General features: G+C 71.3%; 17 protein-coding genes. 8 read left to right on the forward strand and 9 right to left on the reverse strand.

What is annotated here, in order from left to right:
- Window positions 1-27: 27 nt before the first annotated feature.
- The gene (locus JI745_RS10985) at window positions 28-453 is read right to left on the reverse strand and encodes a DUF3597 domain-containing protein (RefSeq protein ID WP_201806151.1); all 426 of its coding nucleotides are present in this window, start codon (window positions 451-453) and stop codon (window positions 28-30) included.
- On the reverse strand, window positions 450-962 hold the full coding sequence (locus JI745_RS10990; RefSeq protein ID WP_201806152.1) for a cupin domain-containing protein: 513 nt from the start codon (window positions 960-962) through the stop codon (window positions 450-452). The genes JI745_RS10985 and JI745_RS10990 overlap by 4 nt, the downstream gene beginning before the upstream one ends.
- Here JI745_RS10990 and JI745_RS10995 point away from each other — a divergent pair.
- The gene (locus JI745_RS10995; RefSeq protein ID WP_201806153.1) at window positions 961-1,764 is read left to right on the forward strand and encodes a DUF4198 domain-containing protein; all 804 of its coding nucleotides are present in this window, start codon (window positions 961-963) and stop codon (window positions 1,762-1,764) included. The two genes, JI745_RS10990 and JI745_RS10995, sit on opposite strands and share 2 nt — an antisense overlap.
- Here the strand turns inward: JI745_RS10995 and JI745_RS11000 are convergent.
- From JI745_RS11000 to JI745_RS11010, 3 genes are read right to left on the reverse strand one after another with little or no spacing between them, the layout of a single operon-like run.
- Complete coding sequence (locus tag JI745_RS11000; protein WP_201806155.1) at window positions 1,761-2,564, reverse strand: alpha/beta fold hydrolase; 804 nt, start codon at window positions 2,562-2,564, stop codon at window positions 1,761-1,763. The two genes, JI745_RS10995 and JI745_RS11000, sit on opposite strands and share 4 nt — an antisense overlap.
- The gene (locus tag JI745_RS11005; protein WP_201806157.1) at window positions 2,561-3,814 is read right to left on the reverse strand and encodes an RNA polymerase sigma factor; all 1,254 of its coding nucleotides are present in this window, start codon (window positions 3,812-3,814) and stop codon (window positions 2,561-2,563) included. Before JI745_RS11005 ends, JI745_RS11000 begins: the two co-directional genes overlap by 4 nt.
- A gap of 6 nt (window positions 3,815-3,820) precedes the next feature.
- On the reverse strand, window positions 3,821-4,174 hold the full coding sequence (locus JI745_RS11010) for a YciI family protein (RefSeq protein WP_201806159.1): 354 nt from the start codon (window positions 4,172-4,174) through the stop codon (window positions 3,821-3,823).
- Between the two features lie 127 nt (window positions 4,175-4,301).
- Here JI745_RS11010 and map point away from each other — a divergent pair, with 127 nt between their 5' ends.
- Window positions 4,302-5,048: a type I methionyl aminopeptidase gene (gene map, locus JI745_RS11015; RefSeq protein ID WP_201806162.1), complete on the forward strand. Its 747-nt coding sequence runs from the start codon at window positions 4,302-4,304 to the stop codon at window positions 5,046-5,048.
- Here map and argC read toward each other — a convergent pair.
- Window positions 5,035-5,997, reverse strand: a complete 963-nt coding sequence (gene argC / locus JI745_RS11020; RefSeq protein WP_201806164.1) for an N-acetyl-gamma-glutamyl-phosphate reductase — start codon at window positions 5,995-5,997, stop codon at window positions 5,035-5,037. The genes map and argC overlap by 14 nt on opposite strands.
- A 103-nt stretch (window positions 5,998-6,100) precedes the next feature.
- Between argC and JI745_RS11025 the strand changes: the two genes are divergently transcribed.
- Complete coding sequence (locus tag JI745_RS11025; RefSeq protein WP_201806166.1) at window positions 6,101-6,985, forward strand: LysR family transcriptional regulator; 885 nt, start codon at window positions 6,101-6,103, stop codon at window positions 6,983-6,985.
- Between the two features lie 8 nt (window positions 6,986-6,993).
- Here the strand turns inward: JI745_RS11025 and JI745_RS11030 are convergent, their stop codons facing one another.
- The gene (locus tag JI745_RS11030) at window positions 6,994-8,034 is read right to left on the reverse strand and encodes a GlxA family transcriptional regulator (RefSeq protein ID WP_201806168.1); all 1,041 of its coding nucleotides are present in this window, start codon (window positions 8,032-8,034) and stop codon (window positions 6,994-6,996) included.
- 112 nt (window positions 8,035-8,146) lie between these two features.
- On the opposite strand from JI745_RS11030, the gene JI745_RS11035 reads away from it, so the two are divergent.
- Together JI745_RS11035 and JI745_RS11040 are read left to right on the forward strand one after the other, a co-directional pair.
- Entirely contained in the window at window positions 8,147-8,896 is a 750-nt protein-coding gene (locus tag JI745_RS11035) for a sterol desaturase family protein (RefSeq protein WP_201806170.1), read from the forward strand.
- Window positions 8,897-8,914: 18 nt separating this feature from the next.
- On the forward strand, window positions 8,915-10,240 hold the full coding sequence (locus JI745_RS11040; protein ID WP_201806172.1) for a tetratricopeptide repeat protein: 1,326 nt from the start codon (window positions 8,915-8,917) through the stop codon (window positions 10,238-10,240).
- Window position 10,241: 1 nt separating this feature from the next.
- Here the strand turns inward: JI745_RS11040 and JI745_RS11045 are convergent, their stop codons facing one another.
- Window positions 10,242-11,429: a diguanylate cyclase gene (locus JI745_RS11045; RefSeq protein ID WP_201806174.1), complete on the reverse strand. Its 1,188-nt coding sequence runs from the start codon at window positions 11,427-11,429 to the stop codon at window positions 10,242-10,244.
- On the reverse strand, window positions 11,422-12,552 hold the full coding sequence (locus tag JI745_RS11050; protein WP_201806176.1) for a GGDEF domain-containing protein: 1,131 nt from the start codon (window positions 12,550-12,552) through the stop codon (window positions 11,422-11,424). Before JI745_RS11050 ends, JI745_RS11045 begins: the two co-directional genes overlap by 8 nt.
- A gap of 180 nt (window positions 12,553-12,732) precedes the next feature.
- Here JI745_RS11050 and JI745_RS11055 point away from each other — a divergent pair, with 180 nt between their 5' ends.
- From JI745_RS11055 to JI745_RS11065, 3 genes are read left to right on the forward strand one after another with little or no spacing between them, the layout of a single operon-like run.
- A complete protein-coding gene (locus JI745_RS11055; protein WP_201806178.1) occupies window positions 12,733-13,239 on the forward strand; it encodes a TspO/MBR family protein in 507 nt (168 codons plus the stop codon).
- 45 nt (window positions 13,240-13,284) lie between these two features.
- Window positions 13,285-14,142 carry an AraC family transcriptional regulator gene (locus JI745_RS11060; RefSeq protein WP_201806180.1) on the forward strand — a complete coding sequence of 286 codons (858 nt, stop codon included), beginning with the start codon at window positions 13,285-13,287 and terminating at the stop codon, window positions 14,140-14,142.
- A 14-nt stretch (window positions 14,143-14,156) separates the two neighbouring features.
- On the forward strand, window positions 14,157-15,137 hold the full coding sequence (locus JI745_RS11065) for a DMT family transporter (RefSeq protein ID WP_201806182.1): 981 nt from the start codon (window positions 14,157-14,159) through the stop codon (window positions 15,135-15,137).
- Window positions 15,138-15,149: the final 12 nt, after the last annotated feature.

Consider the following 15,149-nt stretch of genomic DNA (forward strand, 5'->3'; position numbering starts at 1 on the left):
CGCGAAAGCGGCGGGGGCATTTTTCATTCAGTCCGTCAGCTCTTTCGGAATGTTGCCGCCATTGGCCGCGATGTGCGCCAGCACGTTCTTGTGCAGCCAGATGTTCATCTTGGCCGAGTCGCCCATCAGCTCGTCGGGGCAGTAGAGCTCCTTGGCGAGCGCCTTGCGCGCCTCGAGGCCGCTGTCGATGTCGAGCAGCTTCAGCAGGTCGACGATGGAGGTACGCCAGTTGAGCTTCTGCGGGTTGGCCGCGGCGCGTTTCTCCAGTTGCGCCACCACGTCGACGACCGCGATCGGGTTGACCACTTCCTGCGCCGGCGCAGGCGCCACGGCGGCCGGTGAAGGCGCAGCTTCCGTCACCGCCGCGGGCACGGTGGCCGCCGGGTCGGCGGGGGCGGCGGCTTGCGCATCCTTGAGGCCCAGCTTGTCGAGGATCTTGCTGAAGAAGCTCATGAGGTTTCCTTGATGGTGGGTTGAAGTCGGGGAACGGTCGGTCGGGTGAAGACCCTGAGCAACACGCCCAAGGCCCGGCCGAGAAAGCGCGCCGGCGGCAACACCGACCGCCGGTTGAACGACAGCTTGCGCACATGCTGCGGGATGTGCCATTCCCACCACGTTCCCGTGGGGAAATAGGCCACGGTGCCCGGCACCAGCCACTGCGTGCGGCCTTTCGCATCGGTCACGCGCACTTCGCCTTCGAGGATCAGCACGGTCTCCTCCACGCCGAAGTGCCAGCGGAAGCGCCCGCCGCTGCATTCCCACACATGCGTGGCGGCCCAGCCGTCGGTGTTGGTGGAATGGCAGCCGCTGCGCGCATGCGGCTGGCCTTCGAGGATCCAGCTCGGCTCGATCGGGTCGTCTTTCAACGCAATGCTGTCGAGGCCCTTGAAAACCGCGGCATCCAGTCGCTCGGCTTGCGCGTAAGTAGGACCGGCTGCCCCACGACAATCGCTTTCGCTCATGGCCTCGCTCCTTCCTCGTCTGCTGTTGATCGTTGCCGGCGCCGTGTGCGCCGGCACTGCCCTCGCCCACGACACCTGGTTCGAACCCTTGCCGGCGGCGAGGCCCGGCGAGGTATCGCTCAGGCTCGGCACGGGCAACCGTTTCCCGCACCACGAGTTCACCGTGGGCGAAGCTTCGCTGCGCCACCAGGGGTGTCGCCGGGCTGGGGCAAAGGCCGTGCCGCTGCAGGCCGCGGGCGAGACATTGCAGGCGCTGACGCTGAAGGCGCGGCCCGGCGGCCTGGGCCCGGTCACCTGCTGGGCGCAGCAGCAGCCCTTCGACATCGAGATCGCGCCGGCCACCGTCGAGGTCTACCTGAAGGAGGTCAACGCCTCGCCGGCCGTGCGCGCGGCGTGGGCCGAGCTGCAATCGCGCGGCCTGCCGTGGCGCGAGCGCTACGTGAAGCACGCGCGCATCGAGCTGCCCGGCCGGCGCGCCAACACAGCCGAGGGCGCCACGCCCACCGGCATGGCGATGGACGTGCTGCTCGAGAGCGGCCTGCAGCCCCTCAAGGCCGGCGACACCGTGCGCTTCCAGGTGCTGCGCGACGGGCAGCCCTTGCGTGATGTCGCCGTCGAGCTGCAGAACGACGTGAGCCCGATCGGCATCTGGAAGAAAACCGATGGCGAAGGGCGCGTGAGCTTCACCGTGCCGCTGGCCGCCAACTGGCTGCTGCGCGGCACCGACCTGCGCCTCTCGGCCACAGCGCCCGACACCTGGGACAGCGGCTTCGTGACGCTCGCGTTTCGCGTGGGCGACTAGGCGCGGTTCACGAAGTCCAGCATCGCCGCATCGAAGACGTCCGGCCGCTGCAGCGGCACCAGGTGGCCCACCGACGGCAGCTCGCGGAACGTGGCGCCGGGGATGACACGCGCGAGGTACAGCGCGTGCTCGCGGCGGATGAACTCGTCGTGCTCGCTGTGCACCACCCTCACCGGCACGCTCACCCGTGCAAGCTGCCCGGCGCTGTAGTGCGGCTCGTCCTGGTGCAGCGGTTGCAGCGCCGCGCGCAGCGTCTCGAAGGCCCCGGGAGTGGGCGACAGCGCCGCGTAGTCGAACTCATGGCGCCGCATGCAGCGCTGCAGCACCGGCGTGAACTCGATGTCGTCGCGCAGGCCGCTCGGGTCCATCGCGCAGCCGAAGAAGAGCACGCCGGCCACACGCGCGGGCGCCTGCAACGCGGCGATCAGCGCGATGACCGCGCCGTCGCTCCAGCCCACGAGCGTGGCCGGTGGCGACGCGAGATGGTCGAGCACGGCAAGCGTGTCGGCGGCCATGCGCTCGTAGCTCAGGGCACCGTCGCCAAGCGTGCTGCGGCCGTGGCCGCGGCTGTCGATCACGATCACCTGGAAGCTCGCGGCCAGCAGCACCGGCACCTGGTGGCCCCAGTTGCCGGCGTGGCCATAGCCACCGTGCAGCAGCACGACAGGCGGGCCATCGCCGAAGCTCGCATGCCAGATCGAGGCGCCATCGTGCAGCAGACGGCCTTCGTGCCGTGGCAGGGGCAAGGGCGGTGCGCCATGGGCTTCGAAGCGGGTGAGGTCGTCGTCGGGGGTCGTCATGTCGGGGTTCCGTCGGGGCGGCATTCGTCGAGTCGGCGTTGCAGGAAGCGGATCTCCCGCGCCTGCTTGGCGAGGCCGAGCGCGGTCTCGTAAGCCTCGCGGGCCTGCGGCAGCCGACCGGCGCGGCGCAGGAAGTCGGCCCGCGCTGCGTGGGCCAGGTGGTACTGCCGGAGCGCACCCGAGGCCATCGCGGCGTCGACCGCGGCGATGCCGGCGGCAGGCCCGTCGCGCATGCCGATCGCCACCGCGCGGTTGAGCGCGACCACCGGCGACGCATCCACCCGTTGCAGCACGTCGTAGAGGCCGACGATCTGCGGCCAGTCGGTCGAGGCCGCATCGAGCGCTTCCGCATGCACCGCCGCAATCGCCGCCTGCAAGGTGTAGGCCCCGAACCGCCCGCTGCGCAGCGCCTCGGTGACGAGCGCCACGCCCTCGTCGATCCGGGCCCGGTCCCACAGGCGCCGGTCCTGGTCGGCCAGCAGCACCATCTCTCCGTCGTGCGTGGTGCGCGCATGGCGGCGCGCGTCATGCAGCAGCATCAGCGCGAGCAGGCCACGCGCCTCGGGGTCGGGCAGCAGCTCCAGCAGCAGCCGGCCGAGGCGGATGGCTTCGGCGCTCAGGTCGTGGCGCGTCACCGCCTCGCCCGAGCTCGCGCTGTAGCCTTCGTTGAAGACGAGGTAGACCACCCGCAGCACCGCGTCGAGCCGCTCGGCCAGCGCCTCGCGCGGCGGCACTTCGTAGGGGATGCGCGCGACACGGATCCGGGTCTTGGCGCGCACCAGGCGCTGCGCCATCGTGGGCAGCGGCACCAGGAACGCATGCGCGATCTGCTCGCTCGAGAGCCCGCACACCTCGCGCAGCGTGAGGGCGACCTGCGCATCAAGGTTCAGCGCCGGGTGGCAGCAGTTGAAGATGAGGCGCAGCCGGTCGTCGGCGATCAGCTCTTCGTCGGGCGGCGGGTCGGCAGCCATCGCCATCACCTGTTCGGCGACCTCGTCCCAGGGCGTGAAGCGTGCATGGCGGCGGAGCGCGTCGATCGCCTTGAAGCGGCCGGTGGACACCAGCCATGCACGCGGATGGGCGGGCAGGCCCTCGCGCGGACACTGCTGCAAGGCGGCTTCGAAGGCATCCTGCAAGGCCTCTTCGGCAAGGTCGAAGTCACCGAGCAGGCGGATCAGGGTGGCGAGCGCACGCCGAGACTCGGCCTGGTAGACCGTCTCGATCTCCTGCGCGGCGACCGGCTCAGCCAACGTGGATCACGCCTGCATCTGGTAGACCGGGCGCACCTCCACCCCGCCGTACTGCACCACCGGGATGCTGGCCGCAATGCGCAGCGCGTCGTCGATGGAGGGCACGTCGACCAGGATCCAGCCGCCCAGCACCTCCTTGGTCTCGACATACGGCCCCTCGGTCTGGGTGAGGCAGCCCTTCACCCGCCGCAGCGACACCGCCTTGCGGCTCGAATCGAGCGGCAGCGAGCCGAGCAGGACGCCCTCGGCCTCCAGCCGTTGGTCGTAGGCGATCGAGTCGCGGTCGAGCGTGCGCTGCTCCTCGGGGGTGAGCGCGTCCATGCGTTCTTGGGACAGGTAGACGAGGCACAGGAATTTCACGGGAGTCTCCTTGCGGGGGTTGGACCTATCTCCTAGTCGAACGAGCACCCCGGAAATCGACAACCCCTCGACAAATATTTTTCAGGCGCCGGCGGGTAGCATGCCCACCTTTCCCCGGAGTGCCGCCATGACCATCGAAACCCAGGACGACGTCACCGGACTGCAGCGCATCGGCCGCGTGGTCTCGATGGTGCTGCAGAAGATGCTCGACGCCGCCGAGCCCGGCATGACCACCCGCGAGCTCGATGCTCTCGGCGAGCGCTGGCTGGCCGAGCACGGCGCGCGCTCGGCGCCCAGGCTGACCTATGACTTCCCCGGCCACACCTGCATCAGCATCAACGAAGAGGCGGCCCACGGCATCCCCGGCGACCGGGTGATCCGCGCCGGCGACGTGCTCAACGTCGACGTGTCGGCCGAACTCGGCGGCTACTGGGCCGACACCGGCGGCACGCGCGTGGTGCCGCCCACCAACGCGCAGAAGACACGCCTGTGCCACGCCACCCGCATGGCGCTCGCCGCGGCCATGAAGGAGGCGCGTGCCGGCCAGCCGATCAACCGCATCGGCGCGGCCATCGAGCGCACGGCGCGCAGCTACGGTTTCCGCATCATCGAGAACCTGGGCAGCCACGGCGTGGGCCGCTCGCTGCACGAGGCGCCGGAGCACATCGCCGGCTACTACGACCCGAGCGACAAGCGTGTGCTGACCGAAGGGCTGGTGATCACCATCGAGCCCTTTCTCTCCACGCGCAGCCGCCGCGTGACGGAAACCGATGACGGCTGGACGCTCGTGGGGGCGCCCGGCAACCTGTCAGCGCAGTACGAGCACACGATGATCATCACCCAAGGTGCCCCGATCGTCGTCACGCAGCATTGAGCTGACGCTGGGCGTTCTGCATCTGCAGGTGCTCCAGCATCAGGTCGAGGTTTTGCACCGCCGCACCTGACGCGCCTTTTCCGAGGTTGTCGAAGACAGCCGTGAGCAGCACCTGCCCCTGCGCCGCGTTGTCGAACACCGCGAGCTGAAGGTCGTTGGTGCCATTGAGCGCCTGCGGGTCGAGCCGCTCCAGCGCCTTCGACGCTCCCGCCGGCAGCACCTCCACATGGCGTGAGCCGCTGTAGTGCGCAGCCAGTGCCGTGCGCAGCCGCTGTGCGTCGACACCCGCCGGCAGCAGCCGCAGGTGCAGTGCGATGGTCAGCACGATGCCCTGGCGATAGGCGCCGTAGGCCGGCACGAAGATGGGCCGCATCTTGAGGCCGGCGTGCACCGCCATCTCGGGCGCGTGCTTGTGCTGCAGGCCGAGCCCGTAGACCTGGAACGGCAGCGCCTGCGCCGCATTCGGCCCTTCGTGTTCGTCCACGCCCGCGCGGCCGCGGCCCGAGTAGCCCGACACCGCGTGGATCGTCAGCGGGTGGTCATGCTGCACCAACCCGGCTTCGACCAGCGGGCGCAGCAGCGCCACCGCGCCGGTGGGGTAGCAGCCGGGGTTCGAGACCCGCGTGGCCTGCGCGATGCGCTGGGCCTGGCGATCGTCCATCTCGGGGAAGCCATACACCCAGCCCGGCGCAGTGCGGTGCGCCGAGCTCGCATCGATCACGTGCACAGCCGGGTTGTGGATCATCGCCACCGCCTCGCGCGCCGCGTCGTCGGGCAGGCAGAGGATGGCGATGTCGCAATGGTTCAGCGCCTCGGCGCGGGCGCCGGGGTGCTTGCGGCGGTCGGCGCGCAGGGTCAGCACGCGCAGGGCGGTTCGGCCCTGCAGGCGGGCGTGGATCTGCAGGCCGGTCGTGCCCTGGTCGCCGTCGATGAAGACAACAGGTGTCATGTGCGCCTCGTGCGGGATGTCGATGGGATGGCGAGATCTTGGTCGCCGCGCATGATTAAGAAAAGTTGCTTTTCACAATCGCCATCTTCAGAATTCACGAACCATGCGTGAACTCGACCTTGACCGCCTGCGCACCCTCGTCACCATCGCCGACCTCGGCTCGTTTGCCGCTGCCGCGCGTGCGCTGCACCTCGCGCCGCCGACGGTGAGCCTGCATGTGTCGGAGCTGGAATCGCGCCTCGACACGCCGCTGCTCCTGCGCAACCGCGGCCAGGTCGCGCCCACCGGACCCGGCGCCGCGCTGATCGAGCGCGCGCGCCGCCTGCTGGCCGATGCCGACGCTGCGCTCGACGAAGTGCAGCGACTGGTGGAGGGGCGCACCGGCCGCGTGCGCGTGGGCGCGTCGACCGGCGTGCTCGCCCACCTGCTGCCGCAGGCACTGGAGGCGCTGTCGCGCGACCACCCCGGCATCGACGTGCAGGTGGCCGTGCTCACCTCGCAGGAGACCATGGCCCGCCTGGCCGGCGGCACCCTCGACATCGGCCTGGTCGCGCTGCCGCAGGCCGCGGGCGCGGGCCTCAAGGTGCAGCCCTGGCGGCGCGACCCGGTGATGGCCTTCGTGCCCGCCTCCTGGAAGGCCCCGAGCCACGCCACGCCCGCCTGGCTCGCACAGCAGCCGCTGATCCTGAACGACGCGAGCACGCGGCTCTCGCGGCTCACCGCTGAATGGTTCGCCGAAGCCGGCGAGCAGCCGCGCCCGCGCATCGAGCTCAACTACAACGATGCGATCAAGAGCCTGGTCGCGGCCGGCTACGGCGCGGCGCTGCTGCCGCACGAGGCCACCGCCGCACAGGTCGACCAGCGCATCGCCATGCTGCCGCTGCGGCCGAAGCTGTGGCGCCCGCTCGGCATCGCCCACCGCAGCGGCGCGCGGGAGCCGTCGACCGAGCTCGTGCTGGACGTGCTCTGGCGCCTGCGCCAGGCCTAGGGCCTGCCCTAGACCGACGCCGCGCGCCGGAGCTGCGCGCCCAGCGGCGCGAACCGCTTGCGGTACTGCGCCGGCGTCAGCGCCACCCTGCGGCGGAAGAGGCGCCCGAAGAAGCTTGCGTCCTGGTAGCCAACTTCGAGCGCGATGGCCTCGACCGGCAGGTCGGTCGACTCCAGCATCTGCTTGGCCTCTTCCAGCCGCACGGTGTGCACGTACTCGAGCGGCGTCATGCCGGTGGCCTGCAGGAAGCGGCGCTTGAAGGTGCGTTCGGGCAGACCTGAAAGTGCCTGCATCTGTGCCACCGGCGATTCCTCGCGGTAGTTGGACGCGGCCCAGAGCTGGCAGCGCGCGACCAGCTCGTCGGCCGCACGCGGGCCGCGGGTGAGCGAGGCATAGGCGGTGGCACTCGTGCTGTTGAGGTCGAGCAGGTTGATGCGCGCGACCTGCATCGCGTCATCCGGCGAGGCATAACGCGCAATCAGCGCGAGCACCAGCATGTGCCACGCCACACCGCTGCCTGCCATGATGAGCCGCTGCTGCGGCCCGGCCACGATCAGGCCGCGTTCGGCCTGCCAGCGGGTGCGCGGGTACTCGCGCGCGAGCAGGTCGCAGTAGGCCCAGTGCGAGGTGGCCTCCTGGCCGTCGAGCAGGCCGGTGCGGGCAAGCAACAGCGCGCCCGAGCAGGCCGAGGCCAGCGTCGCGCCCGCGTCGTAGGCGCCGCGCAGCCAGGCCACCTCGGCGTCGTAGAGGCCGGCGAGCGAGGTGCCGGGCGGGATCATCAGGTCGGTGATCACCGCCACGTCGGGGTGCGGGCAGTCGGCGAAGCTCGCATCGGGCGTGATGCGCACGCCGTTGCCGCCCTCGAAGGGTTGCCCGTCCGCGCTCACCACCAGCGGGCGGAAGGGCGAGGGCGTGTCGGGCCCGCCGTGCAGCATGTGCCAGTCGCGGCGGGTGCTGTGCAGCGTGTCGTAGAAGCCGTAGAGGGTGGCTGCGCTGACCGCCGGCGTGGCGAGCAGGGCGACGGTGATGGGGCGAAGCGGCTCGGGCATGGCAACCAACTCCTGGCAGTTTTGAACGGGTCGTGGCCGGATCGGCTTTGGTGCCGAAGGCACAGGCAGCCGACGATGCCGGTCCGTTCACAGACCTCCAGGGACCTCCGTCATGCCCACCCCGATCGACATTCTCATCGACCCGCTCACGCTCAGCGTGCTCGGTCTCCTCATCGGCCTCTTTCTGTGGGAGCGGCTCGCGCCGGCCCGGCCGCTGCCACCGGTGCGCGGCTGGTGGGCGCGGTCGCTCGCGGCGCTCTTCGCCTATCTGATGGTTTCGTCGTACCTGCCGCTGCTGTGGGCCGAGGCGCTCGCGCCGCTGCGGCTCCTCGACCTCTCGGCCTGGCCGACGGGGGCTGCGGCCGCCGCCGGCGTGCTGGCCTACGAGGTGATGGGCTACGCCTACCACCGCACGATGCACGCGGTGACGCCGCTGTGGCGCCTGCTGCACCAGATGCACCACAGTGCCGAGCGGCTCGACGTGAGCAGCGCCTTCTGGTTCAGCCCGCTCGACATGGCAGGCTGGACGCTCGTCAACAGCATCGCCTTCGCCCTGCTCGGCCTGCCGCCCGCGGCGGCCACGCCGGCGATGCTCTTCATCACCTTCCTCGCGATCTTCCAGCACGCCAACCTGCGCACGCCGCGCTGGCTGGGCTACCTGGTGCAGCGGCCGGAGAGCCACTCGCTGCACCACGCACAGGGCGTGCACCGCTTCAACTACGCCGATCTGCCCGTCATCGACATGGTGTTCGGCACTTTCCGCAACCCAGCGCATCATGCGCGCGAGAACGGCTTCTGGCCCGGCGCTTCGGCGCGCGTGCTGGACATGCTGATGCTGCGCGACGTGTCCACCCGCCGCTGACCCCACGAGGAGAACGACATGAACCTCATCGACCCCCAAGGCCACCGCATCAGCAACGCCACCCCGCCAAGCCTCGACGCCTACGAACGCGCCGCGCGCGAGCTGTTGTGCATGGTCGGCGACCCGCTGGCCGCCATCGACCAGGCCATCGCGCTGAGCCCCGACATGACCATGGCCCACGCCTTCAAGGCATGGGTGATGCTGCTCGGCACCGAAGCCCCGGCCCTGCCGGCCGCGCGCGCCGCGCTGGACGCTGCCGCCACGCTGCCGGCCGACGACCGCGAGCAGCGCCACCTCGCCGCCGCCCGTGCGCTCGCCCACGGCCACTGGCGCGAAGCCGCCTTGCAGCTCGAAGACCTGAGCCTGCGCTACCCACGCGACACGCTCGCGCTGCAGGTCGGCCACCAGCTTGATTTCTTCCGCGGCGACAGCCGCATGCTGCGCGACCGCATCGCGCGCGCCCTGCCCGCGTGGGACGCGGCCGTGCCCGGCTGGCACGCGGTGCTGGGCATGCACGCCTTCGGGCTGGAGGAATGCGGCCAGTACGTCGAGGCCGAGCGCCAGGGCCGGCGCAGCGTGGAGCTGGAGCCGCACGACAGCTGGGGCTGGCATGCCGTGGCCCATGTGCACGAGATGCGGCATGACCCGCGCGCGGGCATCGCCTGGCTGCAGACGACGAGCGACACCTGGGCCGACGGGAGTTTCCTCGCCACCCACAACTGGTGGCACCTTGCGCTCTTCCACCTGGAGCTCGACGAGCACGCCGAGGTGCTGCGCCTCTACGACCGCGCAATCGGCGGCACCGGCTCCTCGGTCGTGCTCGACCTGATCGACGCCAGCGCCATGCTGTGGCGCCTGCAGCTGCGCGGTGTCGACGTGGGTGGCCGCTGGCAGGCCATCGCCGAGCGCTGGCTGCCGCATGCGGCAAGTGGCCACTACGCCTTCAACGACCTGCACGCGATGCTCGCCTTCAGCAACGCCGGCATGGCGGTGGCCCAGCAGCAGCTGCTCGAGGCGCAACGCGCGGCGATGGACAGCGACGGCGACAACGCGGTGTTCACCCGTGAGGTGGGCCACCCGGCGGTGCTGGCGGTGAAGGCGTTCACCGAAGGCGATCACGCGAAGGCGGCGGCGCTGTTGCGGGGCATCCGCCCGCAGGCGCACCGCTTCGGCGGCAGCCATGCGCAGCGCGACCTGATCGACCTGACCCTGATCGAGGCGGCCCTGCGCAGCGGCGACGTGCCCCTCGCGCGGGGCTTGGCGCACGAGCGCCTGGCCCAGCGGCCTCGCAGCGCCTGGGCGCAGCGGCTCGGTCAGCGCGCGCAGGCCTTGCGACTGAACTGACTCACCACATCGTCAGCGCGTCGAGCTCGGGCTGCGCTTCGCCGTGGCGTGCGGCATCGGCTCGCTCGGTGCGGCCGCGGCCGAGCGCCTTGGCGCGGTAGAGCGCCCGGTCGGCGCGCTGCACCGCGTCGTCGAGCGACTCGCCCGGCTCGCGCGCGGCCACGCCGGCCGAGAAGCGGATGCGGATCGAGACCGGCTCGTCGCCATCGCCCCACCCCAGCGGCGCTGCTTCGAGACGGGCGCGGATGCGCGACAACACGCCCGCCGCGGCCTCGGCATCGCCGGTGTCGCGCAGCACGAGCAGGAACTCCTCGCCGCCCCAGCGGGCCAGCAGGTCGATCTCGCGCAGCTCGGCCTGCGCTTCGGCGGCAAAGCGCTGCAGCACCGCATCGCCGGCCGGGTGACCGTGCGTGTCGTTGACGCCCTTGAAGTGGTCGAGGTCGATGAAGGCCAGGCACAGCGGCGGCCCGCCATCGTTGTGCCGGGCCAGGTCGAGCAGCAGCTGGTCCTGCGTGTGCTGCCGGTTCGACAGGCCGGTGAGCGGGTCGCGCGTGGCCAGCAGCTCGGTGCGGCGCACCGCATCGGCGAGCTGGGCGCGGGTCTCGCGCAGGCGGCTGCGCGCCTTGGCGTGGTGGGCCGAGGCGAGCGTGAGCAGGCACAGCATCAGCGCGCCCGACACCGCCTGCATCGCCGTGGCCTGCGAGGTGTCGCCGATGCCGAACACGAACGACAGCCAGGCGGCCAGCAGCAGCATCGCCGCGGCACTGAAGCCGCTCACGAGCAGCGCCTTCGGGCGCAGGTTGAAGAGGCCGAACACCTGCACCAGGCAGGCGAGCTGCCACACGCCCGGCCGCATGACGGGCAGGGCCACGTAGGCGATCGCGCAGCTCATGCCGGCATAGAGCATCTGCGGCAACACGAGCGCCGGGTCCTTCAGGCGGCGCGTCCAGCCGGCGCGCATGGCCACGTAGAACGACATGCCGCCGATCTCGTTGGCCAGGAAGACCCAGACCATCGGATCGAATTCGCCGCGCCACAGCGACCACGCCAGGAAGCCGATGAACCACACGCCGTAAAGCAAGGCGGCGATCAGCGCGAGCCACAGCCGGCGCTGCATCTGGGGGTCGTCGCCGAGCAGCCAGACCCACAGGCGGGCCGGCACTCGCCGTGGGCGCTGCAGCTCAGCCATGCGCCGTCACATCGTGCGCCGGCGCCTGGCACACGCGGTTGCGCCCGCCGTGCTTCGCGTCGTAGAGCGCCTGGTCGGCGCGCGCGAGCACGGCCGCGGCATCGTCGCCAGGCCTGGTGAACGCCACGCCGGCCGAGAAGGTGATGGTGCGGCCCTGCACGACGCGGCTCCAGTCGTGCGTGGCCACGCGCACGCGCAAGGCCTCGAGCCGCTCGATGGCGTCGGTGCCGCGGCCCAGCAGCATCAGGAACTCCTCGCCACCCCAGCGGATGAACACATCGTCGGACGTGCAGGCCTCGTGTGCGAGGCGGGCAAAGGTCTTGAGCACCACATCGCCGGCTTCGTGGCCGGCCAGGTCGTTGACCTGCTTGAAGTGGTCGAGGTCGATGAGGGCGGCCGCGCAAGGCGCCTCGCGACGGCCCTGGCGCTTGAGCTCGAGCTCCAGGCAGGCCAGGCCGTGCCGGCGGTTGTAGGCGCCGGTGAGCGTGTCGCGCAGCGAGGCCTCGGACAGGCGCGCCAGCGCCGTGTCGAGCTCACGGTGACTCTGCTCCTGGCGCAGGCGGATGCCGCGCACCTCGCCCGCGAGGTACGAAAGCACCGGCACGTGCACCGCCGCCATGCCGACGAAGAAGAGGCCCTCGACGAACTCGTCGCCGCCATGGCCGATCAACGCGGAGCCCAGCACCGCGAGCAGCATCGCGCCCACCGCCAGCCATCCGGCGAGCACGATCTGGCGCCGGCTCAGGCGCTGCATGTCGAACACCAGCACGACGAAGAGCATCTGCAGCGTGTAGCCGCGCCACGCCGGGTTGACGGCGTAGCACAGCGCGATCGAGGCGATGCCGCACAGCACCTGCGGAAAGACGAGCATGGGGTCGTCGCGCAGCCACACCACGCCCGACGACAGCAGCACATGGAAGGCGAGCACGAAGCTCGCCCAGGCCGCGGCCTGCACCAGCACCGCCCACAGCGGCAGCAAGCCGAGGGCATACGCCCAGCCGGTGAACACGGCGGACAGCAGGTACATCGGCACCGTCAGGCGCATGCGCCGGAGCGCGCGGCGGCGCAGGGCGTCGTCCATGCGGGCCGTGGGCCAGGTACGAGACGACACGAAGGACAGCATGACACTCCAGATCACGGTGGCGCGGCCATGAGACCCTGGCCCTCCCGGCCACCGTCCTGCCGTTATCGGCTCAGGCGCGCGCCGCTTGAGCGCCCGGCTCCACCTGGGCCGGGGGTGCACGGGCCGGCCGTGGAATCCGCACCGGTGTCGCGGGTGTTCATCCCGGCCGACACTCGGCCGATGACGAGCCTCACCCTCCCTTCGCCGCGCCACCCCTGGGCCGGCCTCGCCGCCTGGCTGGCGCTGAGCGTGGCCGTCGCCGTGATCGGCGGCATTGCCTCGGCCGACGCCGGCAACTTTTACCGCCAGCTGGAGCAGCCCGACTGGGCGCCACCGGCGCGGCTCTTCGGCCCGGTCTGGACCGTGCTGTATGCCGCGATGGCCGTGGCCGCCTGGTGGGTGTGGCGCAGCCCGCCGGGCCCGGCGCGCAGCACGGCGCTGGTGCTGTACGTGGTGCAACTGGTGCCCAACGCGCTGTGGAGCTGGCTCTTCTTCGCCTGGCAGCAAGGTGCGCTCGCGATGGCCGACATCGCGCTGCTGTGGCTGCTGATCGTGGCGACGGTCCTCGCGTTCTGGCGGGTGAAGCCCGGGGCGGCGGCGCTGCTGCTGCCCTACCTCGCGTGGGTGAGCTTCGCCGCGGCCCTCAATTTCTGGCTCTGGCGGCACAACCCGGCCCTCCTCGGCTGAAGCCCGCGTGCGCGGCGGCGCAAGGCCTGCGATCATCTCGCGGCCATGAACGCCGTGCCCGACACCTTCGACTGCCCGCTCGACGCCGCCGAATTCAAGCGGCCGGCGCGCGCGGGCGTGGAGCTGTACCGGGCGCACATCGTGCGGCACGCTTTCGACCCGCACCTGCACGAAGCCTTCGGGCTGGGCGTGATCGACGCCGGCGTGGAGCGCTTTCGCTACCGCGGCGCCGAGCACCTGGCCTCGCCGGGCACGCTGGTGCTGATGAACCCCGGCGAGCTGCACACCGGCCGCGCCGAGACCGACCAGGGCTGGCGCTACCGCATGGTCTACCTGGATGAGGCGCTGCTGCAGGCGGTGACCGGCGAGCGCTGGTGGTTTGCCGACGCGACTGCCCACGACCCCGCCGCGGCTCAGCGCGTGAGCGCGCGGCTCGCCGCGCTGTGGCATGCCCCCGACGCGCTGGCGAGCGACAGCGCCCTCGCCGAGCTGCTGGGCGCGCTGCGCCCGCATGCCCAGGTCGACCGGGCGCTGCGCGAGCGTGTGACGGCGAACGACAGCGCGCTCGCCCGCAGCCTCGCGCTGATGCACGACGACTACGCCAGCGAGCTGACGCTCGATCGCCTGGCCGCCGAGGCCGGGCTCAGCCCCTTCCACTTCCTGCGCCGCTTCAAGCAGCGCTACCACGTGACGCCGCACCAGATGCTGATGGCGGTGCGGCTGGCACGCGCCAAGCAGCACCTCGCCGCCGGCATGGCGCCCGCCGAGGTCGCTCCCGCCGTCGGCTTGGCCGACCAGGCCCACCTCACCAAGCGCTTCGCCCGCATGCACGGCGTCACGCCGGCACGCTACCGGCAGCAGGTGCAGCCGCAATTTCAGACAAGACCCCGCCCGCGCGCCTGACCGACACTGCGCGAATGACCGCTGGATTCCTGTTCGCCCTGGCCGCCGGCCTGATGTGGGGCCTCGTTTTCGTCGGGCCGCTGATGCTGCCCGAGTACCCCGCCACGCTGCAGTCGTTCGGCCGCTACCTCGCCTTCGGCCTGATCGCGCTGCCGCTCGCGTGGTTCGACCGCGCGCACCTGCGCGAGCTCACGCGCAGCGACTGGCGCGAGGCGCTGAAGCTCGCCGCCGTCGGCAACGTCATCTACTACCTCTTTCTCGCAAGCAGCATCCAGCGCGCAGGCGGGCCGCTGCCGACCATGATCATCGGCACGCTGCCGGTCGTGATCGCGATCACCGCCAACCTGCGCACCGAGCGCCAGGGCCACCGCCGTGAAGCGAAGATGCCCTGGGGCCGCATGCTGCCTTCGCTCGGGCTCATCGCCGCCGGCATCGCGCTCGTCAACCACGTGGAGATCCGCCACCTGCAGCAGGACCCGGCGGCCGACCTCGGGCGCTACACGCTGGGTGCGCTGCTCGCGGTGGGCGCCGTCGTGTGCTGGACCTGGTACCCCATCCGCAATGCCGAATGGCTGCGCGCCCACCCCGACCGCAACCCGCGCAGCTGGGCCACGGCCCAAGGCCTGGCCACGCTGCCGCTCGCGCTCGCCGGCTATGCCGCGGTGTGGCTCTGGAATGCCGTGAGTGGCGATGCCTTCCCCATGCCCTTCGGGCCGCGCGCGGGCGACTTCCTCCTGCTGATGTTCGCGATCGGCCTCTTCGCCTCGTGGCTCGGCACGGTGTGCTGGAACGAGGCCAGCCAGCGCCTGCCGCCCAGCCTGGCCGGGCAGCTGATCGTGTTCGAGACGCTGGCGGCGCTGAGCTATGCCTTCGTCCTGCGGGGCCAGTGGCCCGCGCCCGAGACGCTTGCCGGCATCGCGCTGCTGGTGGCGGGCGTGATGTGGGCGCTGCGCACGCGGCCCGAACCGCTGGCGGCGGAGGGGCACGCGTCCTAGCCTTCGTGCGGA

This window comes from Piscinibacter sp. HJYY11 (assembly GCF_016735515.1).
Classification (GTDB): Bacteria; Pseudomonadota; Gammaproteobacteria; order Burkholderiales; family Burkholderiaceae_C; genus Rhizobacter.

Bases quoted from the DNA above. Each gene is read 5' to 3' on its own strand.
- JI745_RS10985 (WP_201806151.1), bottom strand. From the start codon at position 453: ATGAGCTTCTTCAGCAAGATCCTCGACAAGCTGGGCCTCAAGGATGCG.
- JI745_RS10995 (WP_201806153.1), top strand. From the start codon at position 961: ATGGCCTCGCTCCTTCCTCGTCTGCTGTTGATCGTTGCCGGCGCCGTG.
- JI745_RS10990 (WP_201806152.1), bottom strand. From the start codon at position 962: ATGAGCGAAAGCGATTGTCGTGGGGCAGCCGGTCCTACTTACGCGCAA.
- JI745_RS11000 (WP_201806155.1), bottom strand. From the start codon at position 2,564: ATGACGACCCCCGACGACGACCTCACCCGCTTCGAAGCCCATGGCGCA.
- map (WP_201806162.1), top strand. From the start codon at position 4,302: ATGACCATCGAAACCCAGGACGACGTCACCGGACTGCAGCGCATCGGC.
- argC (WP_201806164.1), bottom strand. From the start codon at position 5,997: ATGACACCTGTTGTCTTCATCGACGGCGACCAGGGCACGACCGGCCTG.
- JI745_RS11025 (WP_201806166.1), top strand. From the start codon at position 6,101: ATGCGTGAACTCGACCTTGACCGCCTGCGCACCCTCGTCACCATCGCC.
- JI745_RS11030 (WP_201806168.1), bottom strand. From the start codon at position 8,034: ATGCCCGAGCCGCTTCGCCCCATCACCGTCGCCCTGCTCGCCACGCCG.
- JI745_RS11035 (WP_201806170.1), top strand. From the start codon at position 8,147: ATGCCCACCCCGATCGACATTCTCATCGACCCGCTCACGCTCAGCGTG.
- JI745_RS11040 (WP_201806172.1), top strand. From the start codon at position 8,915: ATGAACCTCATCGACCCCCAAGGCCACCGCATCAGCAACGCCACCCCG.
- JI745_RS11045 (WP_201806174.1), bottom strand. From the start codon at position 11,429: ATGGCTGAGCTGCAGCGCCCACGGCGAGTGCCGGCCCGCCTGTGGGTC.
- JI745_RS11050 (WP_201806176.1), bottom strand. From the start codon at position 12,552: ATGCTGTCCTTCGTGTCGTCTCGTACCTGGCCCACGGCCCGCATGGAC.
- JI745_RS11055 (WP_201806178.1), top strand. From the start codon at position 12,733: ATGACGAGCCTCACCCTCCCTTCGCCGCGCCACCCCTGGGCCGGCCTC.
- JI745_RS11060 (WP_201806180.1), top strand. From the start codon at position 13,285: ATGAACGCCGTGCCCGACACCTTCGACTGCCCGCTCGACGCCGCCGAA.
- JI745_RS11065 (WP_201806182.1), top strand. From the start codon at position 14,157: ATGACCGCTGGATTCCTGTTCGCCCTGGCCGCCGGCCTGATGTGGGGC.